Genomic DNA, 25,173 nt, shown 5'->3' with positions numbered 1-25,173 from the left:
AACCGACTCCTGTTTCTTATAAACCCATTGGTGAGCCGGCTCCCGTTTTAGAAGGAACTCAGAACACTTGCAATGTCCCCTACTAGCCTGGCTTAAGCGAAATAACGTTACCGCGCTTTAATTCAGTTCACGCTTCACGCCGTCGAAAGTCATCCGCACATTTTTGATGGTACCATCGGCGTTGAACAGCAATCGGTCGATGCATACAACCCGGTGATCGCGGCCAAGGTTGGGAATGGGACGGCGATGGTACACGATATACCATTCGTCCGTACCGGGAATGTTGATAACGGAATGATGCCCTGCTCCTGTTGCGATACTTTCATCGGCTTCCAGGATCGTGACTTTTCGTTCAAAAGGCCCCAACACATTATCTGCAATGGCATAAGCCACTTTATACGTGCCATTTGTCCAGCCGCCTTCCGACCACATAAAATAATACTGCCCATTTCGGATAAACATTGTCGGGCCCTCAACATAACCTTTTGGTGTCACTTCCTTCACCAACTCGCTATCCGAAAAAGGCACCAGTCCGGTAAAGTCTGCGTTTAACTTACCTACATTACACCGGCCCCATCCACCATAAAAAATATAATATTGACCATCTTTATCGTTGAACACAAATTGATCAATGGGCTGGGCATTGTTGTAAAATTTATTGATCAATGGTCTACCCAGGTAGTCTTTAAAAGGGCCGGCAGGATTGTCGGCAACAGCAATACCAATGCCTCCCAAAGTGTCGTCGGCCACTTTGTTGCGTTGTTTGCTTTGAATATCGTTGGCAGCGAAGAAAAGAAAATACTGATTGTCTTTTTTAATGATCGAAGGCGCCCACATGGCTATTTTGGCCCATTTTACCACAGCGGTGTCGAGTATGCGTGGGTGCTTTTTCCAGGTAACCATATCCTTTGAAGAAAAAGCATCAAGGAACACCTGCTTTTCATATTTGTCGGAATAGGTAGGATAAATCCAGTATTCTTTTCCAAAGATCACGCCTTCCGGATCGGCATACCAGCCTTCAATAACCGGGTTCTTTTGCGCAAACACTCCTGTTGAAAGCAAACAAAAGGAAAAAATGGAGCAGATAACAAGCAACAAATTCTTATTCATAACACTGCGGTAAAAGGTGGGTTTGAATGTATGAAAACTACTGCACTTTATAGTAATATGAACCTCGTTCTACCTAATAGAACGCAGCCTGAACTTGGGTGTTACTAATTAAGAAACATCGTGAATCGCAATTTATGAGCACAGTTCGATAAGACCAGGCATCATTCAGGCATGCTATCGCTATATCAACCACAAGTCCAATGGAGCAAAAAATGGCAGCGTCAGAAGTAAGAGATGAACAGAAAAATGATAGCAATGATAGCAGGCAAGGCTTGAACAAAAAAGATCTTTTTGCTTGCGCTTAATGCGCCGAAAATACCAGCGATGGCTACGCAAGCCAGGAAGAACAAAGCAATGTTTCTAAACCAGGTGACGTCCGAAATAAACAAACTCCAAATGAGTCCAGCTGCTAAAAAACCGTTGTAAAGCCCTTGGTTGGCGGCCAATCCTTTTGTGGGTTTAAACAAATGTTCCGGCAAGGAAGTAAAGGTTCTTTTCCCGATCGTTTCCCATGCAAACATTTCAAAGTACAGGATGTACAAATGCTCCAGCGCAATAATACCAATTAGAATTTTTGTAATTATTTCCATAAACAGATTGAAGTTGTTGCTGTAAGTTCAAAACAATTCGTCATTCCTATTCGCTTATCAAGTGTCGTGCTATCAAATGCTGAGGCCGTGTTTGAAGTGAACAAGCGGCCGTTCATTTTAACCTGCTAAAACCCGCTTGGATGTTGTGCTTCGGCCACTTATTGTTTAATCAACTACACAATTGCACAACAGGTTATCCATTATTGCAATTGTCCGTAAGTACGCCTAAGCAAGACTATACATTAACCCCAAAGATATACCCCACCAATGCCGAAAGGCCCATGGCCAGTGTACCCCAAACGGTAATGCGTACAACGGCTTTTCCAATATTAGCGCCGCCTGTCTTTGCTGAAATTGCCCCTAAAACAATCAGAAAAATTATGGTAAAACCATACAGGCTCAACTCCATATACTTTACCGGCGCAAAAAGCACCACCAACAGCGGCAACACACCGCCAGCAATAAAAGATGCGCCTGATGCAACGGCTGCTTGTATTGGGTTGGCCTGGCTGATTTCATTGATTCCCAATTCATCCCTGATATGTGCAGCCAAAGCATCCTTCTCCGTTAGTTCTATTGCCACTTGCAGCGCAGTTTCCTTTTTTAGTCCCCGCCTTTCATAAATCTGGGCCAGTATATTTAATTCTTCTTCCGGCATTTCTGCGAGCTCCTGTTTTTCTCTTTCGATGTCGGCTTTCTCCGTGTCGGTTTGAGAACTTACGGAAACATATTCGCCGGCGGCCATCGACAAAGCACCTGCAACCAAACCAGCAACCGTTGCCAGTGCAATCGGATCTCTTGAAGCACTGGCTGCGGCCACGCCAATGGCAAGACTGGATATGGAAATGATGCCATCATTGGCACCTAAAACGGCTGCCCTCAACCAGTTACTTCGGTGAATGTAATGGCTGTCCAGATAATTATCGATGGTTACCACGCTCAATTTTTTACTTTATAAAAACGCTCCATTTTGCTCGATGCCTGCCATTCATGCATCACACATCAATCGAATATCAGTGATGCTCCTCGTTTTCGCCACCCTGCAGCGATGCGGCTGAATTTGCATGAACTTCTGTATGCCGTATTTGCCCGCCTAAATACCCGGTTCTTGCAACCAAGCCGAAACTAATAATTGAAATAAACAAAACGGCCACTGCTGTGGCGCCGGTCCATTTTGATTTTCGAACAGTCAGCAAAAGACCAACAAGCGCCGCAACACCAAGCACGATCAATGATATTAAAGCAAATACTGCAAATTCTTCGTGTTGTTCTATTAAATGATCAGAAACGCCGGCAATCCGCTCCACTGTTTCCTCGGCAGCTTCGCCTGTTGCATAGGCAATGCCAGCACCCACCGAAGCAATGATAAATAGAATGTATGCAGCCAGCTTTGTTTGATCACTTTTTGCCCATAGTCCGTAAGCCAACACAATGCCACCCAAAATTGAACCGAAAATGGGAAGATGGGTGATGAGTAAATGGAGGTGTGTCTGGTTCATAAAGCATGCTTTCTTAAATGTCTTCTTTTTTTGGTCAAAAAAGCAATGACTGCGGTCAAATACCAACGAGGGCTGGGGCTACGTAAGGCAGGATTAGAACTACAGATAAATGCACAGCCAATGTACCGGCGTTAGCATGTTAATGGACCGTGATGCAAGAATGTTTTGCGTTTAAAGTCAAAAGGCTGCTGCTTTTTGATTGAATACCGGCTTGTGAGAAAACCCGGTAAGTAAAGACAACCCTTTCTTACGCCAACACTACCTTTGCATCCCAAATTTCTTTATGTCCCACGCAAAGCCACATATACTGGACAATCCCATCTGGAATGCTTTACAAACCGGCAACCGCCCGTTTGCTTTTGGCAATAAAAACGCAGCATTTATCCGCCGCGATATGGGCGCTTTTGCAGGTATGCCCCGCTATGAGCCGGAAACATGGAGCGCACTGTATGCGGGCATTGAAATGGGTGAAATTGTCGTACTGTTTACGCCTGCCACCCTGCCCGTTCCCGCCGGCTGGCAGGTGCAGTTGGAAAAGAACCTGCTGCAAATGGTGCACACCAATACCGGCGCTGCCGCAAGCCGCAGCAACAGCATTGTGCCACTTACCGAAGCCGATATTCCGCACATGCTGGCGCTAACCCAACTGACTAAGCCCGGCCCGTTCTTGCCACGCACCATCGACTTTGGCAACTATGAAGGCGTCTTCGAAAACGGGCAGCTCGTTTCCATGGCTGGCCAACGGCTGCAACCCGATCCCTACACCGAGTTGAGTGCCGTTTGCACCCACCCCGATGCTTTGGGCAAAGGCTATGCGGGTATGCTCATTCAAAGCCAGGTAGAACAAATCTGCGCTGCGGGTCGCATCCCGTTTTTGCATGTGTACCCCGAAAATGAACGGGCAGTGTCCCTATACCGCAAACTGGGGTTTGTTGTACGCCGGCAACTGGTGGTGTATGTATTGGAAAAAACAGAGCTATAAGTGGTGCTAAAAGGCCGGCAGTGGCTGCTTTTGGCCGCTTAGGTTAATAAATGTTAACAATACACTTAATTTGCCCGCCGTGCCATCGTTTACTGAAAGCATAGCCATACCTTCGGCTTTAGCATAACAATCATTTAGTTGACACCGAGGCTGGATTTCTATTCGGCCTCTTTTTTTGCCCTTGCGCAAACGCATCCGCATCAAATAGCTTCCTTTAAATCTACGGAATATCGTGCATCAAAAAATTTGTGCAATCGCCGCTTTTGCTCCAACTTCTTTAGCGGTGATTTTTCTACTGAAACAAAAAAGCCGTACGGCACCTTTGCAGAGGCCATCAACCCAGTCACTTATTCCGGCACATTTTTACAGGCAAGGTAATAGCCCGCTTGTGCAAAACGGGCAAGCAGCATAGCTGAAAACTTCTTTGTCTACCAGTTGTGCTGCGTTTGAAATAGATACTTTATATCACCAACAATATTGCCGTTAAGATATGATGCTGTATGCTACTACCTTAATGATCGACGACTTTGCTGTGCCTTACCAGGTTTATAAAGAAGGAAACCGCCTGTTTTTTAAACCCATGGCCCTTGTACAAAACGGCGCCGCACCGCTGTTTTGGGTAGCCGAAATCGGTGGTCTTTGGGAACCCATGAACATACAGGACGAACAATTTAAAGCACAGATCAAAGACAATATTGCACAGCACCAGGCCGAGGTGCGTGCCGGCCGGTAAAAGCCTGTTTGATTTTTAGTAGTAAAAAGAAACGCCGGAATCGTACAGCGGCTACAGCGCCAACAACCAAATACGATTGAGTGATTGTCCCTTTCTACTGCCTCAATAAATTGAACCTTTATTTTAAATCGAGCAGCGATGAGTGAATCCACCCAATACTTTTAATACAGCGGCCGTCCTGCAACAGTTCTTTTTTATCGTTAGCCAGGTACACTTTACTCCAGGCGCCAAAGGTTTCAATCAGGCCTACCTGATAGCCTTTGGACAGGCTTTTAATAACCGGCGAATTGGTTGAATGATCGACCCGGAAATTGGTGCCTGCCGTATTCACCAGAAACAAATCACCCACATGATCGGGGCGGCCCAGCACATTGGTCTTGAATTCTCGCCAGGGGAAACAAGGTCCAGGATCGGGTTTGCGCAGCGGCGAAATATCGTCGTGGCCCAGCACCGTAACCATCTGGTAATGGTTCACCAGGGTTTTGCTCAATTCGTACAGGGCGGTGAGTTGCGCCTTTGGAAATTTAAACCAATGCTTGTTGTCGTTGGCCGTCCAAAATTTATGCTTGTGCCTTGTTTCCAAAATATCTTTTGCCCTGCCTGCAGGGTAGCTTTGGTGCTTGGTTGCAGTAACCTTGCGTTTGTAGCTGCCATCGGTCAGCTTTTCGCAAAAACCGGGATTGACCAGTTCAATGCCCACCGAGTGAAAATTAAAGTTTTCAGCGCCATCCCATACGCTGCTGCCTGCATGGTTGGCCCTCCGGTTGAAGGGTACCAATTGGGTAATGGTGCCATCAAGATCGAGCACAATATGCGCGGCAATTTTATCGGGATTGTTGGCCGTGTTCATAAACCAGTCGATGGCCGCACGGACCGTGTCCCCGGCCGTGTAGTGTATGATCAGGTAATCTGGGTCAATAATGCCCCGTGCATTGGGCGATGGCGATTGTACAATCTTTTCGTGTGCATGTTCGGCTTTCAGCAAATGATTTTCAATGAACATAAACAGGGCTTTGGTGAATAAAACTGTTATTGCACCAGTTAAGATAATACCCTGTTGTAAAGTTTAAAAGCACCCTTTAGAAAAACCCTACGCTTTGTCTGGCACATACTCCAATATGTCGCCCGGCTGGCATTGCAGCACGTTGCAAATAGCTTCCAGCGTGCTGAAGCGAACGGCTTTAGCCTTGCCTGTTTTTAATATGGAAAGATTGGCCAGCGTAAGGCCCACTTTTTCGGACAGCTCGTTGAGCGACATTTTACGCCGGGCCATCATTACATCGAGGTTCACAATAATGGGCATGAGTTATACAGTTAGTTCCTGTTCGGTTTGGAGATCGACACCCTTTTTAAATACCTGCGAAAGAATAAACACCACACCCGCCAGGAAAATAAATTCAACCGACACCAGTTCCCCTTCAAAGCCATCCACTCGTTTCCACAGCCACTTGGTATGTGCATTCGACAACACTGCCACCACCCATGTTGCCAGCGTTATATTACCAATGCGCTCCAGCAGCAACGATACTTCCATTTTAAACGGATGTTCCAGCTTTATTTTACCCAACACTTTAATGACCAAAAACGCAATAAAGGCCTGCAACAGCACCATGGCTACGATAAAAGAAACGCTGCCGGAATAGTGCCAGAAACTATACTGCCGCAACGCCAAAAGGTTGAGCCCCTGGTACAGATCCTGCGATGCCTGCGGATTGAACAGGCTTACGCCGTATGCCACGAGTATGGCGCCGCCCTTGATGAGTAAACCAATAAATGCCACCCAGCACAGCACGTGCATGACGGCCAGGATTTGATTGTTTCTATTTTTCATATGCTTTTTTAAAATCGAAATATTGCCCAATGCTAATAAATATTTATCGAAAAACAATAATTTTTTATCAAATAATTTTAAACATATGATAGCTACTATGAGCGCTAATGAACTAGCATAAAACGGAAAGAGAAAGAAAGTGTCGCCAAAGATTCGCCGCATCTTCGACGAATTGTATTGATTGAATAAGTCATTTTAATTCAACCATACCTTGCTTTCAATCAAAGCCGATTGTACAAACAAAGCAATCATTAATATACATTAACCTGTACTTTTATAACAGTGCACCATAAACGAAAAATTTCGAGCTGTTCTTATATCTATAAAATGTGTGTGCAGGAAAAATATGCTCTACACTGCCCTAATGATGAATAGTGATCTACAGCACTTCACCACAGTAGTACCACAGCTTCATCAAGGCGTTATCCCGGAATCAGGCTGTCATTTGATTCCGGGCCTGCTTTTTTGTTACTTTTTTGCAGGAGCAAAAAAGTAAATGCATTGCTAGCAATGCTGTACCATGTGGAACTTTTTGATACAACAACCCATTGCCCCTATAATAAAACAACGCAAAAACGGATAGAACTTCCTAACGAATGCACCAAACAACGCTTTCCACTCCCTCAATTAAAACTCACAAAGAAATCCCCCACCACTCGTCCCGCTGTTAATCCTTTTAACAGCGCCTGCCACCCTTCACAATTTGCTTGCTGCCGGCTGTAACCCCCGGTAGTTTTGTTCCGTCATACATGCACAACAAACAACAATCAAAAACATCAATACCAAACGATCATGAAACCTTTATTCATCCTCCTGACTGTACTTTCTTCATTTTTTGCAGGCGCCACCGGTACTCCTGAAAAGGTTGCCCCTGCTGCAATCCGTGCATTTGAAACCACTTTTTCGCAGGCACAATCTGTTAGCTGGGCCATTGCCGACGACCTGTATAAAGTAAGCTTCCAGGTAGCTGGCCGCTATGCCTATGCCTACTACGATGAAGCAGGCAATATGATTGCCGTTACCCGCCACCTCAGCCCAACCGAACTGCCAATGGTGCTGCTGGCAAAAGTAAAACAAACCTATAGCCAGTACTGGGTTTCCGAACTGGTGGAAGTGTCCAACGAAGCCGGAACCCACTACTATATCACCCTGGAAGATGCCGCAACCAAAATGATTTTGAAATCGAACGGCGCCACTGCCTGGTCGCGTTACCAAAAAAGCGACAAGTAATGCCTTTCGATGGATCGCAACCATTGAGCTAACCTGGCCAAACACCCAACAAAAAGCTCCGGATACGCATGCATCCGGAGCTTTTATTTTTGATTAGGATCTACTTGTTTTAAAGCAGCTTTTTATACCAGCACTTCCGCACCGGTTTCGTACAACAACCGGTCGGGCAGCATTTCAAAATGCAGTTCTTCGCCGGTTAGTAATTGATATAGGTTTTGCAACTGGTGCACGTACTTTATGGGATGCGCAGCATTGTTGTAGAAAAAGTAACCGCAGCGCTCCGACCATTCCAGCACCATCAGGTGATCGCGGGTAAAAGCATTGTAACCCTGCACATATTGCTGCAACGGCCCCAAGTTTTTGTGCGCAAAACCGGCCTGCTCCAATATTTCACCGGTTATGGGAATAGGCAGGCAATCACGCAGGTATTCCCCTTCATCGTGTTCTTTAAAAAACAACACAAAGCCGGCATCATCAAAATATTCCATAGTGCGGATGGTGAGCACCCTGCCTTCGTGGAGGCCGGTACCCGAAACTTTATTTCCAATCCTTAAGTCTTTAATGTGTAACATACATCCAGCGGTGTTTTTACTTCCGTTTCCGTACAGCAATGTTATCGAAGGATGGCGGCTTTTAGCGTATGCAGGGCGTTGATTTACATCAGCAGTAGTACTGATAAATGGCCGGTTAATGGTTACCCATTAATCAGTTTCGTTATTTTAAAAAATTGGCAACGGCAAGGCACAAACCCGTTATAGAATTTTGAAAGTATGTTCCTATGCAACGACACATTTGTCAACATAAACACATGTGTGATCCAAATAAATTACCCCGTTAACCAACAAACATAACAAAGCCAACAAGCATGGCTTGTTGGCTTAACCTCAATACCAAAATATTTTACTGCGCCGCCTGCTTGTACAATCCAAACGCCGCCAGTGTGGGCTGCAGCCGCGATGCGGTAATGCGCAGCCGCACTTTGTTGGCAGTAACGGCATCAAAACGCAGTAGCCTCTTATAGCCCACTGTACTACCTTCTGTTGCCTTCATCCACTGCCCACCTGATTGGTATTCCAGCACAAATGATTCGATGCGCTGCCCCACGGAAATTTGCTCCTGCAACATCAGCACATCAAAGGTCTTGGTCCCTTTCAGGTCCAGCTCAATCACTGCAGTAGTGTCGCTGCCTTTGGTAGTCCAATAAGTTGCATAATTGTCATCAAGCAGCGCTGCCGGCCGCACACCATTGACCGATGTAATGGCTGCACCTTTTGCCAGGTTGTTGTTAAAAGTAGCATCCCGCAATGCTTTCCATCCCTGCATTGCCGCTACATCCGCTTCGTGTACCAGGCCGCGGCCATCGGGCGGAATATTCAGTAGCAACACACCATTGCGGCCCACGGAACTGTAATAAATATCGAGCAGCTTTTGCGGGGTTTTTACCAGGCTGTCTTCTTTTGTATGATAAAACCAACCCGGCCTGATCGACACGTCGGTTTCGGCTGGGTACCACACCAAACCCTTTGCATTGTTGATCTTTTGCCGGCTGCCTAAATCATCGCCGCGCATATCGCCTTGCGGCTTAAACGCCACGCCTTGCTGCGACGAGGCCGCCACTGCATCCTGGTCCAGGTTATCGGCGGGCACCACGCTCCATTCTGTTTCCCGGCCATATCCTGTTTCGGTGCCCACCCAGCGCACATCCGGGCCCATAATGGCAATCACAGCTTCGGGTTGCAGCTTGCGGATATGCGCATACCAGCGGCCAAAATCATACACCTGTTTTTTACCATTGGGGCCTTCACCATTGGCGCCGTCAAACCACACTTCATCCACACGGCCGTATTGGGTAAGCAGCTCCGTTAGTTGTTCCATAAAAAAATCATTGTATGCATCCGTGCCATATACCGGTGCATTCATATCCCACGGCGATAGGTAAATGCCAAAACCAATATTGTACTTTTTGCAGGCTGCGGCCACCTCTTTTACCACGTCGCCTTTGCCCTCTTTCCATGGGCTGCTGGCCACCGAATGTTTGGTGGTGGCAGTGGGCCACAGGCAAAAACCATCGTGGTGCTTTGCAGTCAAAATCACCTGCCTGATTCCTGCTTCTTTAGCTACGCGTACCCACTGATCTGCATCCAGTGCAGTGGGGTTAAAAGTTTGCGGGTCTTCTTTGCCCGTGCCCCATTCCTTTCCCGTAAATGTGTTCACGCCAAAATGAAAGAATGCTGTAAGCTCCAGTTGCTGCCAGCGCAATTGCCGCGGCGTGGGCACAATATTGGCCGCCTTGCGTAAAATTTCTGCGCTGCTTTCGCCTGCTTTAATGTGCACAAAATTTGCTTTTTCCTGCGCCCCCTTTTGCGCCTGCAACACCAGTGTGCTGGCACAAATGGCAGCCAGTAAAAAGGTTTTTTTTACAACAAGCTGTTTCATCGAACTAAATATTTTGATGGTTGAAAAGTGAATGACTAAAAATGATGCATTGCGTTATTCAATGATCATTTCATCGGCAAACAACCAGGCATCCCTGCCGGCACCCGAATGCCCTTCGGGTATGATGCCATACGGTGTTGCCACAATGCGCACAAACTTTGCAGCCACCGGCGGCCAGGTAAGTTGCACCGCCACCGAGCCTTCGGTTGCCGGCGGCGTTACCTCTTTTTGGGCAACGGTGGTAAAGTTGACGCCATCATCGGATACCTGCACCGTTAATTTGTTTGCCACCCAGATCCATGAGGAAGGCTTATGAAAAAAGCGGGTATTGAGCGACGTAATTTTTTGCGCAGCGCCTAATTGCACGGTGCCCTCAAATGCTTTTCCATTAAAGCCCAGCCACTCGTCGTCGTTAAAACGTTCATCGCTGCCGCGGATGCCGTTGTGCCATGCACCTGCACCGCCTTTGCTGTATTGCCTGCTTGGCGCATGAGTCAACGTTGCCTTTTTACCGGCGCCTTTATGCACGATGAACTGGCGTTGCAACTGTGCCACCGTAATGCCTTCCAATATTACTGCAGCACGCAGCAGCGAATGTGTTTTGATTGCCAATGGTTGTGTAAATACCGCCGATTGCAATGTAGGTGCAGTGCCATCCAACGTGTAGTAAATAGGCGCTCCATTTTCGGCACCGCTTACCGTTACCGAAATGTTGCCCGCTTCATCAGTTGTATTTTGCAGCTTCAGATCAAACAGGTGCCGCGAGTAAGCCACACCTTGTGCATCGAGGCGTTTGAGGTAAGGCACCAGCCTGCGGCTAAAATCGCTGTAGCCCATTTGTTGTGGCGCCGCCCAGCCCACTTCTGCTAGTGCAATGGCGCGGGGAAACATCATGTATTCGGCCTTTGCAGCAGTGGGTATAAATTCAGTCCACAAGTTTCCCTGCACGCCTTTGATCAAACTGGCAGCAGTGCTGTTCAATGTAATGGGCACCGGATCGTAGCTGTATACTTTTGCCAGCGTGGTAAGCCCGCCCCATGCAATGGGTTCGCCATGTGCGTCCGACTGGTAATGGTCGAAATAACAGTACTCGCCGGGTGTCATGATCACTTCATGCCCCATCTGCGCTGCTTTGATACCAGGTTCGGTGCCGGTCCAACTCATTACAGTGGCCCCGGGTGCCAGCCCGCCCTGCATGATCTCGTCCCATCCAATTGCTTTGCGGCCCCTGCCCTGCACAAAAGCGGTGATGCGTTTTACAAAATAGCTTTGCAATTCCTCTACACTATTCAGCCCTTCCTCTTTCATGCGTTGCTGGTCGTGCCGGCAGGTTTTCCATGCGGTTTTTGCGGCTTCGTCGCCGGCAATATGCAGGTACTGCGATGGGAAAATATCCATTACCTCGGACAGTATGCTTTTTAAAAAAGTAAAGGTTGCTTCCTTGGTGCAATACTCGTCCTGTATTTGCTGCGGGTAAGGAAAAGGCTTGCCGTTGCTATTGAGACAGGCCAGCTCGGGATAAGCCGCCAGTGCTGCACGGGAGTGTGCCGGCATTTCAATTTCGGGCACCACGGTTACAAAACGTTCGGCAGCATATTGCACCACTTCGCGCATTTGTTGTTGGGTGTAAAAGCCGCCGTACAGCGTATCATTCGGACGACTGTTGTAATCATACGTCGTATTGAGCGGCGTGCCTTTGCGAAATGCACTGATAGTAGTGAGCTTCGGGTATTTTTTACTTTGAAAACGCCATCCCTGGCTGTCGGTGAGGTGCCAGTGAAAACGGTTCATCTTTTGCCGCGCCAACAGGTCAATAAATCTTTTTACCGAATCAACACTCATATAGTGCCGCGCCACATCCAGCATCAGGCCGCGGTGTTCGAGGCGGGGCGCATCTTCAATAGTTACTGCTGGCACCTGCCACACGGTGTTGGCTACCCGAACTTTTGATTCAACAGCAACCGGCAGCAATTGCAGCAGGCTATGCACTGCGTAAAAAATGCCAGCCGGTTGTTGTGCACGGATCACAACCGAATCCTGCTGCACCGATAAATGATATCCTTCGCTGCCTCTAATTGTTGCATCCAACCGCACTACCACCAGCCGCGGCTTAGCACAACCGGGCCGCAGCAAATCCACGCCAGCAGCCTGCTGCAGCTTTTTTACCAACGGCGCCACGGCCCATTGCAGTTCTTTGTTCTTTCTATCAAACTGCAAGCCGGTGCAGGCGCTAATTGTAAAGCTGCCCTTACCCCACCCAACGCTTTGTGGCTGTGGAATAATCGGGCTTTGCTGTGCCGCCAGCCGCATCCCACAAAACACCAGTAACAAAAAAACAAAAACACGATTCATGCTTCGAAAACTCATTTAAATTATTCACCCACTATCAACTACTAACTACCAATTCCCCACCATCATCCATCATCTCCCTACTGCAATCCGCCCATGCCCTGGTACAAACTCACCGGCCCATCCAGCTTTAGCTCCAGCACCGACATATAATCATCCTGCACCGTAGGGGGCACTTGTATGTATACCAAACCCGGCACCGGGCTCCACGAAATTTTACCCACCACTTTATGCGATAGGCTTTGGCCGGTGCCCACTACTTTAATGCTGGCTATCTTATTCTTCAATCCCTTCAGCACCACATCGCCTGTAACTTTTCCCGGCAAAAACAGGTATACAGTAGCAGAGTCTTTCGACAATGTAGAAGGGCCGTAAAAATGACCTTGCGGCAAACCGCCCAGCGTTCCGAAAATGGCCGCTTCGTGTTTTTTATTCCACTTGCCCAACTCCTTCAACACATGTACCTGCTGCGGCGGAATAGTGCCATCCTGCATGGGCCCGATGTCGAGCAAGAGGTTGCCGCCGTTGCTTACCGCATCTGCAAAAATGGTGATGACTTCGTATGGTGTTTTCCATGCCGTATCCTGCGGTTGGTATCCCCAGTTGTTGTTGATGGTCATGCACAGCTCCCACCAGTTAAACCTCGGCCGCGTTACCGGAAAATTTTGTTCCGGAGTTACATAATCGCCATAGCCCTGCAGCCTGCCGTTGATGATGGCAGCCGGCTTTGCATCGAGTATATTTTTGCGGATGCGTTCCGAATTCCATTCTTCGGCACTGTGCTCCCAATCGCCGTCAAACCACCACAGGTCGGGTTTGAACAACGTGGCCACTTCCTGCATTTGCGCTTCATTAAATTGTTGAAACCGCTGCCAGCGTTTTGGGTCGTCCTTTATGGCGTACCGGTTGCTGTCTTTGGTAAATGCGGGATAGTCTTTATGGCTCCAATCGAGCAGCGAATAATAAGCGCCGCGTTTGATGTTGCGCTTGTCAAGCGCCGCAAAAAACGGCGTCAGCAAATCTCTTTTTGCAGGTGTGTTTTTTACCACGCTGTAATGCGCCTGCTTGGTGGGCCACAGTGCCACACCATCGTGGTGCTTGGTGGTGATCACTGCATACCGGGCACCGCTTTCCGCAATGAGGTCGGCCCATGCTTCGGGGTTGTAGCCCGAAGCAGTAAAACCGCTCATCTGCTTCATGTAATCAGCATGGCTGATCTTTTTGTTGTAAAAACTCCAGCTTTCGTCCACGCCGTTTACGGCGTAAATACCCCAGTGAACAAAGATGCCCAGTTTGGCATCGGCAAACCATTGCATTTTCTCACGGATATCATCAGCCGCAATTTTTGTTTGGGCCTGTGCAGGCAACGTTGCCGAAAAGAGCAAAGCCGCACCGGCCAATGTTTTCGTCAGTTGTTGTGGTAACATGTTGTTACTATTTTATGGAAAAAAATTATTCTTTGTGCCGGATGCGCTTCCTGAATTGCTCTTTGCCACCGATGGTTACTACAAGGTAAAACCGACCCTTTGGATAGCGGCTCAAGTCGTAGGTAAACAGGCCTTCTTTTAGCTGCGTATAGTGGTGTGATTCCACAACCTGCTCACCGGGATCGGTTACCAGTTGCACCACCACATCCTGCGGGTTGTTGGCATAAAAGTCAAAAGTTGTTTTGTCCTGTGTGCGGGTGGGGTACAGGCCAAACGACATTTCATTTTTAACCGCATCGGGAGTTGGTCCCACTTCAAAATCGTATTGCACCGACGACCCAAAATCTGATTCAAAATCTTTGAGCATGGCGCCGGTTCCGTTCAGCAAACGCAGCTTGCCCCTGCCGCCACGGGCATTGGCCCAAAACTCCAATCCATTATCGGCGGTGTCCAAAAAAACAAAGCGGTACATACCTTGCGCCAGCCGCACTGTGTCGGGGTACAATTGATTCGCGGCTAGTGAGCCCAGTGCACGTTTTGCCACCGTATCGCCCTTACTGTTGGTAAGCGAATAACTGTTGTGCGCCGGTTGGTTGTTGGTAAGTAGGTACACCACCAGCAGGCTGTCGTGGCGCGGTGCTGCAGTAAAGAAATTTGTTAAAAGGTTGTCGCTTTGATTTCCATCCTGCTTTCCATTGGGTTTAAGCAATTCCACTTCATATGTATTTGTGCCGGCATGGCTCCGGATGATACCAGGCAGCGTAACGGTTTGCGTAGCGGCCGGAAGCAGCGTGCCTCGCCATGTATAGGTTTGTGGCGCAAAGCCTTTGGTGCCGTATTTTACCTGCACTGTCCGCATTGTTTCCGAGCCCATATTTTGCACTACCACGGTGGGTTGCATGGTTGCGGGATTGTGCCGCCGGTGCGCATCTTTGCCCGAAGGCGCAACAATATCATTGATGCGTACATCGTGTGCAACCGCTGCCTTTTTATACTGCACCAGGTAAGCCGTAATCACTTCACCGGCACTTGGGTTTACAGCGTTGTATACCTGCATGTTGATGTCGATGGTGTGCTGCTTACCCGGCTGCACCGGCAGTTCGTAGAGGTCGGGTTGCACCAGGTCGCCGGGGCACCATGCCGCACGGTCGTAGATCCAGGTGCCGGCCTGCGGGTACAGCGGGTTGTCGCCGCATTTTTTCCAAATGGCCCGCCGGTCCAGCATTTTGCCATCAAACCAAACCTCGCGGTATTTGTTGCAAAACTCACCGCAACCATCGGGGCGGTCCATGCCATGGCCCGTTTGCACCACCCGCAACCGCGCCATGCTTGCGCCATTTGCAGCTGCAAACGAAACAGGCTTCAGGCTGTTTTCAATACTGTTGGCACTGTCGCCGTAGCGAAACGAACCATCATATATTTTTTGAATGGCAATGGGCTCCCATGCAGCTTTTCCGCGAATGATCTCAAATTCGAGGGAAAGGCTCCAGCCGCGGTCTTCCGATGGTTCGTAGCCGGTGTGGTTGTATTCAATTTCCACCGAGTCGCGCAGCAGCATGCTAAAATCGGTCACATCCACTTCCCAATTAAACTGCCAGCCCCTACCAAAAGCGCCGCCATAAGGTGTAAGCATGCGGCCAATTTCATAGTCTTGCGAGGTGCCGCCAACACCGCCGGTGCGCCTGATGGTGATGTGGTCTTTATAATCCCAGTCGGCGCAGCGAAACTCGTTGGGACAAGCCAGCTTCAGCTTTAGTTTAATTTGGCGGATGGGTTCTGTTGCAGCCGGGAATTCACCCCATGCTTTATACAATTTAAAACCCTGTGCCGGATCGGTAACAATGGTGGCCGCTTTATGCGTTACCACCCGTACCGTATCAGCACTTTGTGCATTGGGCGCACATGCCAGCATCAAGAACAAAAAGTATACAAAATGAATAGTGGTCTTCATTACGCAATTGCGGTTTGATATGCCAGTGGCACGCAGGCAAAAGCAGGCAACGCATTTTCAAACAAAGAAGACCAATATAAACATATTGGCCTTCGTGAACATGAGATTGCTTCTGCTAACATGAAAGAATAAACATAATAATGTTTGGACAGATTTAGTTGCGCAAACGTTTGCAGTGTTTTATGATGCCCGGCGCAGCGGCAGTCTGTCCACCCAGCCAACAACTTAATACAAGTGCAGGATGGTGCGATACATGCAATAGCGCACAAGTCGTTTTATTAAATGAATCTTTTGTGCTAACCAGAAGCGTTTATTACAATGCTTTTTTACGCACCGCAGTATTACCACCGCCGTCCAGCGTCAGGTTTACCACCTTGTTTGTTTTCCATGCACCGCGGGTAAAATCGGGCACATCAACCGTACGAGATTTTTTTGCAACCGAACGTTCGCTCAGCGGGCCAACAGCACTCCACAACACACCATCATACACATCCTGGTCCAGCGGCAAGCCGTTGCGCAGGCAATCGATCAGGCGCCAGTCCATGATGAAGTCCATACCGCCATGACCACCAATTTGCTTGGCTATTTCGCCAACATGCTTGATGATGGGCGGCGTGTATTTGGCATACAGCTCTTTCAGTTCTTCGCTTTTTACCCAGCTGTGGCCAAATGCAATGCGCTCCGGCGCCGGGTATTTTTGTGCTGCACCTTTGGTGCCGCTGATCATGTGGATGCGGGAGTATGGCCTTGGCGATGTAACATCGTGCTGGATCATGATGGTTTTACCCTTGTCGGTATGCATTAGCGTGGTGTTCATATTACCGCGGTAAGTTTTACCAGCAAAAGGTGCATAAAACGGGTCTTGCGCTGCTTTTTCCCTGGCCATTGCACCCATCATAAAATCGCCGCTCGACATCGAAACAAGATGGCTCAATTTATCGCCCCGGTTGATGTTGAGGCATTGCGCCACCGGGCCTAATCCATGCGTAGGATACAAGCTGCCGTTGCGGAAATTTTCTTTCAGACGCCACATATCTGCGTAGCCAGTTTTGCTAAAATTCAGGTCGCGCAGGTCGTGGATATAAGCGCCTTCCGCATGCACCAGTTCGCCAAACATACCGTTGCGGGCCATGTTCAGGGTGAGCATTTCGAAAAAATCATAGCAGCAGTTTTCCAGCATCATGCAATGCTTGCGGGTCTTTTCCGATGTTTCCACCAGGTGCCAGCATTCGTCCAAGGTTACGGCAATGGGCACTTCGCAGGCAACATGTTTTCCATGTTCCATTGCATACACCGACATGGGCGTGTGCAGGTGCCATGGCGTGCAGATGTACACCAGGTCCAGCTCCTCGTTGTTGATCATGTCTTTCCACCCGTTTTCACCGCTGTATTCCTTTGCTTTGGGCAGGCCTTTTTTGGTTAAATAAGCCTGTGCATCACTGGCACGTTTGGGGTCTTTATCGCACAGCGCTTTTATTTCCACGCCTTCAATATGCGAAATGCGATCAACGGCGCCGGGGCCACGCATGCCCAGCCCAATAAAGCCAATCCGCACTTTGTCGATTTTTGGCGCAGCATAACCGCTCATGTTGAAACGCTGGCCCCTTGCCGCCCAGTCGTAGGTGCGTTGCAAGGCTTCGTCTTTTGCTGCATCTGTAGCGGCCCATGCGGGCAGGCCAACGGCCAGTGCGCCGGAGCCTAAAGTAATATTGCGAAGAAAGCTTCTGCGGTTTGTGCTCATAATGGAAGCGTCGTGTGTTTTAGTGGGTGAAAGAAATGGTGCTGTGCCGAACATTGCAATGCCGTATGCAACAACCCGGTGCCTGTTACAACAGGAGTGACGCCGGTTTGCCAAAGGTAAAATTTTCTTTGCCGGACCACAGCACAGCAGGCAAAATGAACAAACGTTTGCACAATGCACCAGTAACGCAATACGCTGAGGGCTGCGACCATTTTTACCTAAAAAAACAGCTTTACATACTGTAGCGGGTGTGCTTTTTAGACAACTGAAACCCCTGTCAATAATTAAATACAGCTATACTAAATGCACAGTAGCGCACAGAGCTGAGCCTGGACAAAAGCAAACAACAATTTGTGTTGCCGGCAACATTGATGATGCAAGCTTTGACTTGATCAAACGATTGCGCCAACATGCGGGCACTATATTGAATAAGTTTGGCGCAGCAAATCATTCCATTCATGATCACCGAGACAATAGTGCCGCACCAGTTGTATGCCTACGAAAAAATTGCCACCAAAATATATGCATCGGCAGTGGATGCCTCCGGCGCCGTAGCGCAGGAAATAGCAGACATCATACGCCAGCGTGCAGGCGAGGGAAAATGGGCCGTGCTGGGACTGGCAACGGGCTCAACGCCCAAAAGAGTGTACACCGAACTGATCCGCATGCACCGGGAAGAAGGACTGAGTTTTAAAAACGTAGTTACATTCAACCTCGATGAATACTTTGGATTGACTGCTGATAACCTGCAGAGTTACCGGCATTTTATGCAGGAAAATTTGTTTGCGCATGTCGACATTGACGGGATCAATTGCTTTATCCCCGACGGCACTACGCCACAGGACAGCGTAGCCCGCCATTGCGATGATTACGAACAAAAAATCGAAGGATATGGCGGCATCGATTTTCAACTATTGGGCATCGGCCGCAACGGGCATATTGGGTTCAACGAACCGGGCTCTCATGAAGCATCACGTACCCGCCTCATCACACTTGATCATGTTACGCGGTCGGATGCAGCGCCTGAATTTGGCGGCATGGCCCGTGTGCCGCGCAAAGCCATCACCATGGGTGTGGGCACCATTTTAAAAGCCAAACGTGTTGTATTGCTTGCCTGGGGCGAACGCAAATCGGGCATTTTAAAACAAGCCATTGAAGGCCCCGTAACCGAGTTTGTGCCCGCATCTTATTTGCAGGGCCACCACAATGTTGCGTTTATTTTAGACGAAGCCGCAGCGGCCGATTTGACCCGCAGAAAAGCACCTTGGCTCACCGACGAAGTGGTGTGGGATACTGCGCTGATCAAAAAAGCAGTAACGCAACTGGCACTTACATTGGGCAAGCCCATTTTAAAACTCACCAACAACGACTACAACGAAAACGGCCTGAGCAGCCTGCTGGCGCTGCACGGGCAGGCATACGATATCAACATCGAAGTCTTTAACCACTTGCAGCACACCATTACCGGCTGGCCCGGCGGCAAGCCCAATGCCGACGACTCAAACCGGCCGGAACGGGCGAAGCCAGCAAGGAAAAGCGTGCTTATTTTCAGCCCGCACCCCGATGATGACATCATCTCGATGGGCGGCACTTTTCAACGCCTGGTAGACCAGGGCCACGAAGTGCATGTGGCCTATCAAACATCGGGAAATATTGCAGTGGCCGATGATGAAGCATTCCGCTTTATCGAGTTTGTAAGGGACTACAACAGTAAGTTCAATGTGCAGTGTGCGGCATCGGAAAAAATTTACGAGGATGCGCACTATTTTTTGCAAAACAAACGCAATGGCGAACGGGATATTGATGCACTCAAATTTGTAAAAGGCATCATCCGCCAGGGCGAAGCAAAAGCAACCTGTAGGTTTGTAGGCATTCCGGAAGAGCAGGTGCATTTTCTGAACCTGCCTTTTTATGAAACTGGCACTATTGAAAAAAAGCCGATTGGCGAAGCGGATTACGCGATCATTACCAACATCATTGCACAAGTAAAGCCGCACCAGATATACGCCGCCGGCGACCTGGCCGATCCGCACGGCACCCACCGCGTTTGCCTCGAAGGCGTGTTTGAAGCAGTGCGCAGGCTGAAAGGCGAACCGTTCATGGCCGACTGTTGGATATGGCTGTACAAAGGTGCCTGGGCCGAATGGGATATTGACCAAATTGAAATGGCAGTGCCCATGAGCCCCGACCAGGTTTTAAAGAAAAGGCACGGTATATTTAAACACCAGTCGCAGAAAGATGGTGTAGTGTTCCAGGGCAGCGACCAGCGGGAGTTTTGGCAGCGTGCCGAAGACCGCAACAAAGCCACCGCCGACCAGTATAACAGGCTGGGGCTTGCCGAGTACGAGGCGATGGAAGCTTTTGTACGCTGGCGGTTTTAACGAATTCAAAAAACAAAACTTTATATAGCAGCCACCACCTAACTGGTGGCTTGCTTTTAGCGCAACATGCAGCAACTCTCTATTCCATATTTACCGGGCATAACACCACACACAGCACCTGATGCATTAACAACAAGAATGCAGGCACTGGCGCAACATACACTTGCACACCAGCCGTGGCCGCAATTTGCAACCGATGCAACAATAAGCTTTCGCATTGCTTATACCGATGACAGAATTGTACTGCTATATGAAGTGCAGGAAAGGCAAATAAGGGCGGAAAACAAAACAATCAACAGCCCGGTGTACGAAGACAGTTGCGTAGAATTTTTTATTGCAACGGCCGAAGAAGGGTATTACAATTTTGAATTCAATTGCATTGGCACTGCGTTGGGTGCATACGGTAACAGCAAAGAGCAACGTGAATTTTTACCAGATACTTTGGTGAAGGCAATTACCACACACAGCCAGGTGGCGCTAATAGCAAACGGAATGTACCACTGGCAGTTGCTGGTGCAAATTCCGTTTGTCGTATTACAAAATCACCATCCTGGAAAATGGCCCGGCCTGCAATGCAGGGGCAATTTTTATAAATGCGGCGACAAGTTAGCCGCACAGCATTTTTTGTCTTGGACGCCCATTGATGCCCCGCAACCCAATTTTCATTTACCGCAGTATTTTGGGTATTTGCAGTTTGAAAGGCAGTAGCTTACCAACAACATTGAACCTTGCAGCATATGGACAACAAACTTCCCACCATTAAAGAAATTGCCCGTCGCCTGAACGTGTCGGTTTCCACTGTTTCAAGGGCCTTGAGCGATCATCCACGTATTGGCCTGCGCACCAAAACGCGGGTGCAGCAACTGGCTGCCGAACTGGGTTATGAGCCCAATGCACAAGCCATTTTTTTCAAGCAAAAAAGAACATTTGTTATTGGTGTGATCCTGCCCTTTATCCGGGAAGAATTTTTTTCGCAGGCCATCAGCGGCATTGAAACCGCAGCGATGGAACACGAATACACCATACTGTTTGGCCAAAGCTACGATGACCCCGAGCGGGAAAAGAAAGTGGTGGAGGCAATGAAAAAGCAACGCATCGACGGGCTCATTATTTCCTTATCGAAACACACACAGAACTATAGCCACCTGCTGGCGCTGGATAAATACAATATCCCTATTGTATACTTCGACCGGGTGCCACCCAAGGAAGCGCACAAAGTATATTGCAACCTGTATAAAGGCACCGTTGAAATGGCGGGCTGGCTCATTAGCCGCGGGTATAAACGCATAGGATTGATCAACGGACCTGCAAAGTTGGAAGCATCGAAAGAACGATTGAATGGATACATTGAAGGCATCTCGAAAAAAAAGCTGAAAGTAGACATGCAACTAGTGGAGGAATCGGACTTTTCAAAGGAGGGAACATTTGCCGCCATGAAAAAATTGTTGTCGATGAAAAACCCGCCCAATGCGCTCATCTCGTTCAACGATTACATACATATGGATGCCGTGCAGTATGCCCAAATGCACAACATACAGGTAAATAAAGACATTGTTTTTGTGAGCTACGCCAACCTGCCCATTACAGGCTACACCGCGCATCCGCCGCTTATTTCAATTGAACAGTATCCGTATGGACAAGGCGAGAAAGCAATGGAAATGATGATCCGCATCCTAAATGAAAAAAGTGAATCGGAAGCTGCGGACAGCAATTATTATGTTGAAGAATTAGCGCCAACACTGGTGGCTTATCAGCAACCACCGATCATTATGTAATACATAGGACAGCGTACTAATATTGCATCCAAACCCTTGTCCATACCGGCCTGAAGCGGCATTGCACCAACTTCATTTTGTGCCATCGTTTGCGCAGGGCCGGTCAGGCTTTTTGCTGTTTTTGTGTAGTACTTTGCTCTTGTTATCAACTGCAATGGTTCCTGTCCATGTATTGTTTCTTTAATACAAACAAATAAACCGGCACCGTTGCATTGCGATCACCTTTGTTTCCCTTGCAATGCTACTGATCCCGGCAAAGCAAGCAACGGCATTATTTTTTGTGGCTTAAATCAACCCTGTAACGCGCCTATTATTCATGACGTCACATTCCATCTTACCCTCTTATGGGCTGCAAGAACAGCCGTTGCAGGTAGAAGCCTTTGGCTCTGGCTTGATCAATAGTACCTGGAAAGTTACTACTGCAGGCCGGGAATATATTTTGCAAAAAGTAAACGACGCGATCTTTACCCGCCCCGAAAAAATTGCACACAACGTACGGATGATTGCAGGCTATTTGCAACAGCATCATCCCGACTATCTTTTTATTGCACCCATCGCTGCAAACGATGGCGCAGAAATGATTTACCGCAAAGGCGAAGGGTTTTTCCGGCTGTTTCCGTTTGTGCCACACTCCCATTCTTTTGATGTAGTAGAAACGCCCGGACAGGCATTTGAAGCGGCTGCGCAATTTGGCAGGTTTACTCGTATGCTTACCGGCATGGATACAAGCGGGCTGGAAATAACCCTACCCGAATTTCACAACCTCAATTTGCGTTACCAGCAGTTCAGGGAAGCACAGGAAAAGGGCAACAGCCAGCGTATTACAGCATGTCGTTGGATGATTGAGGAACTGGAAGGCCATGCAGGCATTGTTGAACGTTTTGAGCAAATTAAAAACAATCCCGAATTCAAGCTGCGGGTTACCCACCACGACACCAAGATCAGCAATGTGCTGTTTGATGCGCAGGGAAAAGGCATTTGCGTGATTGACCTGGATACGGCTATGCCGGGTTATTTTATTTCGGACGTGGGCGATATGATGCGTACCTATCTTTCACCGGTGAGTGAAGAGGAGGCAGACTACAGCAAAATTGAAGTGCGGGATGATTTTTATAAAGCCATTGTAGCCGGCTATTATGGCGAAATGAAGGATGAACTGACCGCTACGGAGCAAGGCCATTTCTTTTACGCGGGGCTGTTTATGATCTACATGCAGGCACTGCGTTTTTTAACCGACTACCTCAATAACGACCAATATTACGGCGCCCGCTACCCCGACCAAAACAAGGTGCGGGCCGGCAACCAGTTGTGCCTGCTGCAGCGTTTGCTGGAGAAGAGGGAGTTGTATGAAGGTGACGCGTTTTGTGGGTAGTAATAATTAGCACAGCATTCCAACCAACTATGCGCTTGGCTTTTAAAATACCATAGTTCAAATGAAGCCTACAATCCTATTCTATTTGCTGGCACTACTTTTATGCTAACAACTTGTATTTAATCATAGTTAGCATACAATAACGGTTGTGCGACCTTGACCAAACATTCTATTGAGCCACTTGCGATCCGGCAATGAGCGGAAAAGCCTTGTGCTCAATATGCGCCTCTTTCATAATAGCGTTAATCTTTTGCACGATGGCTGCATTGTTTTTGCTAACATCGGTCGTTTCCTGCGGATCCTTTTCCAGGTCAAACAATTGAATGGGTCCATTCGGATTTGTTTTTACCCTTTCCCGCACACCTTTCCATTTACCCATGCGCACTGCCTGCCGGCCGCCATCTTCGTGAAACTCCCAATACAAATAAGGCCGCTGTTGCTGCCTGCCTTTGCCTGTCAATACCGGCAGCAACGAAACACCATCCAAGCCCTTCGGAACAGGCTGCTTTGTTAGCGCTGCGAACGTTGGCATCAGGTCCCAAAAAGCGCCTGTATAATGGGACACGCTACCGCTCCTGATCTTTGATGGCCAGTACGCAATCATGGGCACCCTTATGCCGCCTTCGTACAGATCTCTTTTGATGCCGCGCAACCCGCCGCTCGACTTAAAATATTCGGGTTGGTTGCCGCCTTCGCGGTGCGGGCCGTTGTCGCTGGTAAATACCACGATGGTGTTCTGCTCCAGGTTCAGTGCTTTTAATTTGGCCATCACTTCACCCACATAGTGATCGAGTTTGGTAACCATTGCAGCATAGGCCGATTTGGGATAAGCCTGCGGTTGGTAGCCTGTTCCGGTCCAGGTTGCTGCTACTTGCTGCGGCGCTTCGTTAAAACTTTTTTTATACGCTTCAAAAGGGGAATCACCTGCGGGCAGTTGCAAACCGGCATGCGGCAACGTGTAAGTAAGCAGGAGGAAAAACGGCTGCTCTTTATGTTTTTCTAGAAATGATAATGCCTGTTCCTGTATCAGGTCCGGCGCATATTGCTGCTGGTTCGTTAACGTATTGGCTAGTGCCACACGTTGATTGTTTTGCCACAGGTGCGGCGGAAAAAAGTTGTGCGACTGGCGCTGGCAATTGTACCCAAAAAACTGGCTGAAGCCTTGCTTGTTGGGCACGCCTTCCGAACCGGGAAAACCTAATCCCCATTTACCAAACACACCGGTGGCATAACCTGCGCCCTGCAGCATTTCGGCCATGGTAAACGAAGCCGCAGGCAGCGGTGCCTGGCCCTCGGGTTGTATTTCAAAATTGCCGCGAATGGGTGTATGGCCTGTGTGCAAACCAGTCATTAGGGAAGCCCTTGATGGTGCACACACCGAAGTACCTGCGTAAAAATTAGTGAAACGCATACCGCCTGCAGCGAGTTTATCGAGGTGCGGTGTTCCGATCTTTTGTTGCCCATACACACCAAGGTCGCCGTAGCCAAGATCATCGGCCACAATGAGCACGATATTGGGCCGCTGTGCCTGCATGCCCATGCACAACATCAGTAGACAAAGCAGTATTTTAAAACCTTTCCGCATCAACATGTGCAAAGCATTTTGGTAAATAGTACATAGCAGCAGGCAACAGCACTTATTTACATGCTGTTGCTTCAATTATGTTCATTGAAATTAAGCTTACTGATCCCACAGGCACGGGGCAAACGGTTGCGCAAAATGCAATACCTCCGTGCAAAGCATTGATACAAAAGCAGTCATCCTG

General features: G+C 48.5%; 21 protein-coding genes. 7 read left to right on the top strand and 14 right to left on the bottom strand.

What is annotated here, in order from left to right; translation table 11 throughout:
* Nucleotides 1-117: 117 nt before the first annotated feature.
* The 4 genes from DRJ53_RS15910 to DRJ53_RS15895 all read right to left on the bottom strand — a co-directional run bounded on the left by DRJ53_RS15910 (nt 118) and on the right by DRJ53_RS15895 (nt 3,265).
* Nucleotides 118-1,110, bottom strand: coding sequence for a glycoside hydrolase family 43 protein (locus DRJ53_RS15910; RefSeq protein WP_114236645.1), 993 nt, complete (start codon nt 1,108-1,110; stop codon nt 118-120).
* A gap of 221 nt (nt 1,111-1,331) precedes the next feature.
* Nucleotides 1,332-1,700 (bottom strand): DUF1304 domain-containing protein, encoded by a 369-nt coding sequence (locus DRJ53_RS15905; protein WP_114236644.1) that lies wholly within the window; start codon nt 1,698-1,700, stop codon nt 1,332-1,334.
* Between the two features lie 235 nt (nt 1,701-1,935).
* Entirely contained in the window at nt 1,936-2,637 is a 702-nt protein-coding gene (locus DRJ53_RS15900; RefSeq protein ID WP_114236681.1) for a VIT1/CCC1 transporter family protein, read from the bottom strand.
* Nucleotides 2,638-2,713: 76 nt separating this feature from the next.
* Complete coding sequence (locus tag DRJ53_RS15895; protein ID WP_241558582.1) at nt 2,714-3,265, bottom strand: DUF2231 domain-containing protein; 552 nt, start codon at nt 3,263-3,265, stop codon at nt 2,714-2,716.
* Nucleotides 3,266-3,482: 217 nt separating this feature from the next.
* On the opposite strand from DRJ53_RS15895, the gene DRJ53_RS15890 reads away from it, so the two are divergent.
* Together DRJ53_RS15890 and DRJ53_RS15880 are read left to right on the top strand one after the other, a co-directional pair.
* Complete coding sequence (locus tag DRJ53_RS15890; RefSeq protein WP_114236642.1) at nt 3,483-4,181, top strand: GNAT family N-acetyltransferase; 699 nt, start codon at nt 3,483-3,485, stop codon at nt 4,179-4,181.
* 490 nt (nt 4,182-4,671) lie between these two features.
* Nucleotides 4,672-4,914, top strand: coding sequence for a hypothetical protein (locus tag DRJ53_RS15880; protein ID WP_114236640.1), 243 nt, complete (start codon nt 4,672-4,674; stop codon nt 4,912-4,914).
* 118 nt (nt 4,915-5,032) lie between these two features.
* Here DRJ53_RS15880 and DRJ53_RS15875 read toward each other — a convergent pair whose 3' ends face one another.
* From DRJ53_RS15875 to DRJ53_RS15865, 3 genes are all read right to left on the bottom strand, one after another.
* A complete protein-coding gene (locus tag DRJ53_RS15875; RefSeq protein WP_114236639.1) occupies nt 5,033-5,917 on the bottom strand; it encodes an N-acetylmuramoyl-L-alanine amidase in 885 nt (294 codons plus the stop codon).
* An 87-nt stretch (nt 5,918-6,004) separates the two neighbouring features.
* On the bottom strand, nt 6,005-6,217 hold the full coding sequence (locus DRJ53_RS15870; RefSeq protein ID WP_114236638.1) for a helix-turn-helix domain-containing protein: 213 nt from the start codon (nt 6,215-6,217) through the stop codon (nt 6,005-6,007).
* A 3-nt stretch (nt 6,218-6,220) separates the two neighbouring features.
* Nucleotides 6,221-6,745 (bottom strand): DUF2975 domain-containing protein, encoded by a 525-nt coding sequence (locus DRJ53_RS15865; protein ID WP_162303899.1) that lies wholly within the window; start codon nt 6,743-6,745, stop codon nt 6,221-6,223.
* Nucleotides 6,746-7,537: 792 nt separating this feature from the next.
* Between DRJ53_RS15865 and DRJ53_RS15860 the strand changes: the two genes are divergently transcribed.
* Nucleotides 7,538-7,975, top strand: coding sequence for a hypothetical protein (locus DRJ53_RS15860; RefSeq protein ID WP_123893622.1), 438 nt, complete (start codon nt 7,538-7,540; stop codon nt 7,973-7,975).
* A gap of 122 nt (nt 7,976-8,097) precedes the next feature.
* Here DRJ53_RS15860 and DRJ53_RS15855 read toward each other — a convergent pair whose 3' ends face one another.
* From DRJ53_RS15855 to DRJ53_RS15830, 6 genes are all read right to left on the bottom strand, one after another.
* Nucleotides 8,098-8,547 carry a hypothetical protein gene (locus DRJ53_RS15855; protein ID WP_114236635.1) on the bottom strand — a complete coding sequence of 150 codons (450 nt, stop codon included), beginning with the start codon at nt 8,545-8,547 and terminating at the stop codon, nt 8,098-8,100.
* 328 nt (nt 8,548-8,875) lie between these two features.
* Nucleotides 8,876-10,411, bottom strand: coding sequence for an alpha-L-fucosidase (locus DRJ53_RS15850; protein ID WP_114236634.1), 1,536 nt, complete (start codon nt 10,409-10,411; stop codon nt 8,876-8,878).
* Nucleotides 10,412-10,465: 54 nt separating this feature from the next.
* Nucleotides 10,466-12,763, bottom strand: a complete 2,298-nt coding sequence (locus DRJ53_RS15845; RefSeq protein WP_162303898.1) for a glycoside hydrolase family 20 protein — start codon at nt 12,761-12,763, stop codon at nt 10,466-10,468.
* Nucleotides 12,764-12,840: 77 nt separating this feature from the next.
* Nucleotides 12,841-14,187, bottom strand: a complete 1,347-nt coding sequence (locus tag DRJ53_RS15840) for an alpha-L-fucosidase (protein WP_114236632.1) — start codon at nt 14,185-14,187, stop codon at nt 12,841-12,843.
* Nucleotides 14,188-14,212: 25 nt separating this feature from the next.
* Nucleotides 14,213-16,138, bottom strand: a complete 1,926-nt coding sequence (locus DRJ53_RS15835; RefSeq protein ID WP_114236631.1) for a peptide-N-glycosidase F-related protein — start codon at nt 16,136-16,138, stop codon at nt 14,213-14,215.
* 313 nt (nt 16,139-16,451) lie between these two features.
* Nucleotides 16,452-17,879, bottom strand: coding sequence for a Gfo/Idh/MocA family protein (locus DRJ53_RS15830; RefSeq protein WP_114236630.1), 1,428 nt, complete (start codon nt 17,877-17,879; stop codon nt 16,452-16,454).
* 458 nt (nt 17,880-18,337) lie between these two features.
* On the opposite strand from DRJ53_RS15830, the gene nagB reads away from it, so the two are divergent.
* The 4 genes from nagB (at nt 18,338) to DRJ53_RS15805 (ending at nt 23,407) form a co-directional block, all read left to right on the top strand.
* Nucleotides 18,338-20,260, top strand: coding sequence for a glucosamine-6-phosphate deaminase (gene nagB, locus DRJ53_RS15820; RefSeq protein ID WP_114236680.1), 1,923 nt, complete (start codon nt 18,338-18,340; stop codon nt 20,258-20,260).
* 66 nt (nt 20,261-20,326) lie between these two features.
* Nucleotides 20,327-20,968: a carbohydrate-binding family 9-like protein gene (locus DRJ53_RS15815; protein WP_114236628.1), complete on the top strand. Its 642-nt coding sequence runs from the start codon at nt 20,327-20,329 to the stop codon at nt 20,966-20,968.
* Nucleotides 20,969-20,997: 29 nt separating this feature from the next.
* Complete coding sequence (locus DRJ53_RS15810; protein ID WP_114236627.1) at nt 20,998-22,035, top strand: LacI family DNA-binding transcriptional regulator; 1,038 nt, start codon at nt 20,998-21,000, stop codon at nt 22,033-22,035.
* A 316-nt stretch (nt 22,036-22,351) separates the two neighbouring features.
* On the top strand, nt 22,352-23,407 hold the full coding sequence (locus tag DRJ53_RS15805) for a phosphotransferase enzyme family protein (protein ID WP_114236626.1): 1,056 nt from the start codon (nt 22,352-22,354) through the stop codon (nt 23,405-23,407).
* Nucleotides 23,408-23,576: 169 nt separating this feature from the next.
* On the opposite strand, the gene DRJ53_RS15800 is transcribed toward DRJ53_RS15805, so the two are convergent.
* Nucleotides 23,577-24,998: an arylsulfatase gene (locus DRJ53_RS15800; RefSeq protein ID WP_206609804.1), complete on the bottom strand. Its 1,422-nt coding sequence runs from the start codon at nt 24,996-24,998 to the stop codon at nt 23,577-23,579.
* Nucleotides 24,999-25,173 lie beyond the last annotated feature (175 nt).

Source organism: Paracnuella aquatica (genome assembly GCF_003332885.2).
Lineage (GTDB): Bacteria > Bacteroidota > Bacteroidia > Chitinophagales > Chitinophagaceae > Flavisolibacter > Flavisolibacter aquaticus.
Note: the sequence above shows the minus strand (reverse complement) of the source record. Positions and strands in the feature narration are given on the sequence as shown.

Coding starts and splice junctions, on each gene's coding strand:
- DRJ53_RS15890 (WP_114236642.1), top strand. CDS start 3,483: ATGTCCCACGCAAAGCCACATATACTGGACAATCCCATCTGGAATGCT.
- DRJ53_RS15855 (WP_114236635.1), bottom strand. CDS start 8,547: ATGTTACACATTAAAGACTTAAGGATTGGAAATAAAGTTTCGGGTACC.
- DRJ53_RS15870 (WP_114236638.1), bottom strand. CDS start 6,217: ATGCCCATTATTGTGAACCTCGATGTAATGATGGCCCGGCGTAAAATG.
- DRJ53_RS15835 (WP_114236631.1), bottom strand. CDS start 16,138: ATGAAGACCACTATTCATTTTGTATACTTTTTGTTCTTGATGCTGGCA.
- DRJ53_RS15865 (WP_162303899.1), bottom strand. CDS start 6,745: ATGAAAAATAGAAACAATCAAATCCTGGCCGTCATGCACGTGCTGTGC.
- DRJ53_RS15840 (WP_114236632.1), bottom strand. CDS start 14,187: ATGTTACCACAACAACTGACGAAAACATTGGCCGGTGCGGCTTTGCTC.
- DRJ53_RS15905 (WP_114236644.1), bottom strand. CDS start 1,700: ATGGAAATAATTACAAAAATTCTAATTGGTATTATTGCGCTGGAGCAT.
- DRJ53_RS15875 (WP_114236639.1), bottom strand. CDS start 5,917: ATGTTCATTGAAAATCATTTGCTGAAAGCCGAACATGCACACGAAAAG.
- DRJ53_RS15850 (WP_114236634.1), bottom strand. CDS start 10,411: ATGAAACAGCTTGTTGTAAAAAAAACCTTTTTACTGGCTGCCATTTGT.
- DRJ53_RS15845 (WP_162303898.1), bottom strand. CDS start 12,763: ATGAATCGTGTTTTTGTTTTTTTGTTACTGGTGTTTTGTGGGATGCGG.
- DRJ53_RS15810 (WP_114236627.1), top strand. CDS start 20,998: ATGGACAACAAACTTCCCACCATTAAAGAAATTGCCCGTCGCCTGAAC.
- DRJ53_RS15800 (WP_206609804.1), bottom strand. CDS start 24,998: ATGTTGATGCGGAAAGGTTTTAAAATACTGCTTTGTCTACTGATGTTG.
- DRJ53_RS15910 (WP_114236645.1), bottom strand. CDS start 1,110: ATGAATAAGAATTTGTTGCTTGTTATCTGCTCCATTTTTTCCTTTTGT.
- DRJ53_RS15815 (WP_114236628.1), top strand. CDS start 20,327: ATGCAGCAACTCTCTATTCCATATTTACCGGGCATAACACCACACACA.
- nagB (WP_114236680.1), top strand. CDS start 18,338: ATGATCACCGAGACAATAGTGCCGCACCAGTTGTATGCCTACGAAAAA.
- DRJ53_RS15860 (WP_123893622.1), top strand. CDS start 7,538: ATGAAACCTTTATTCATCCTCCTGACTGTACTTTCTTCATTTTTTGCA.
- DRJ53_RS15880 (WP_114236640.1), top strand. CDS start 4,672: ATGATGCTGTATGCTACTACCTTAATGATCGACGACTTTGCTGTGCCT.
- DRJ53_RS15830 (WP_114236630.1), bottom strand. CDS start 17,879: ATGAGCACAAACCGCAGAAGCTTTCTTCGCAATATTACTTTAGGCTCC.
- DRJ53_RS15805 (WP_114236626.1), top strand. CDS start 22,352: ATGACGTCACATTCCATCTTACCCTCTTATGGGCTGCAAGAACAGCCG.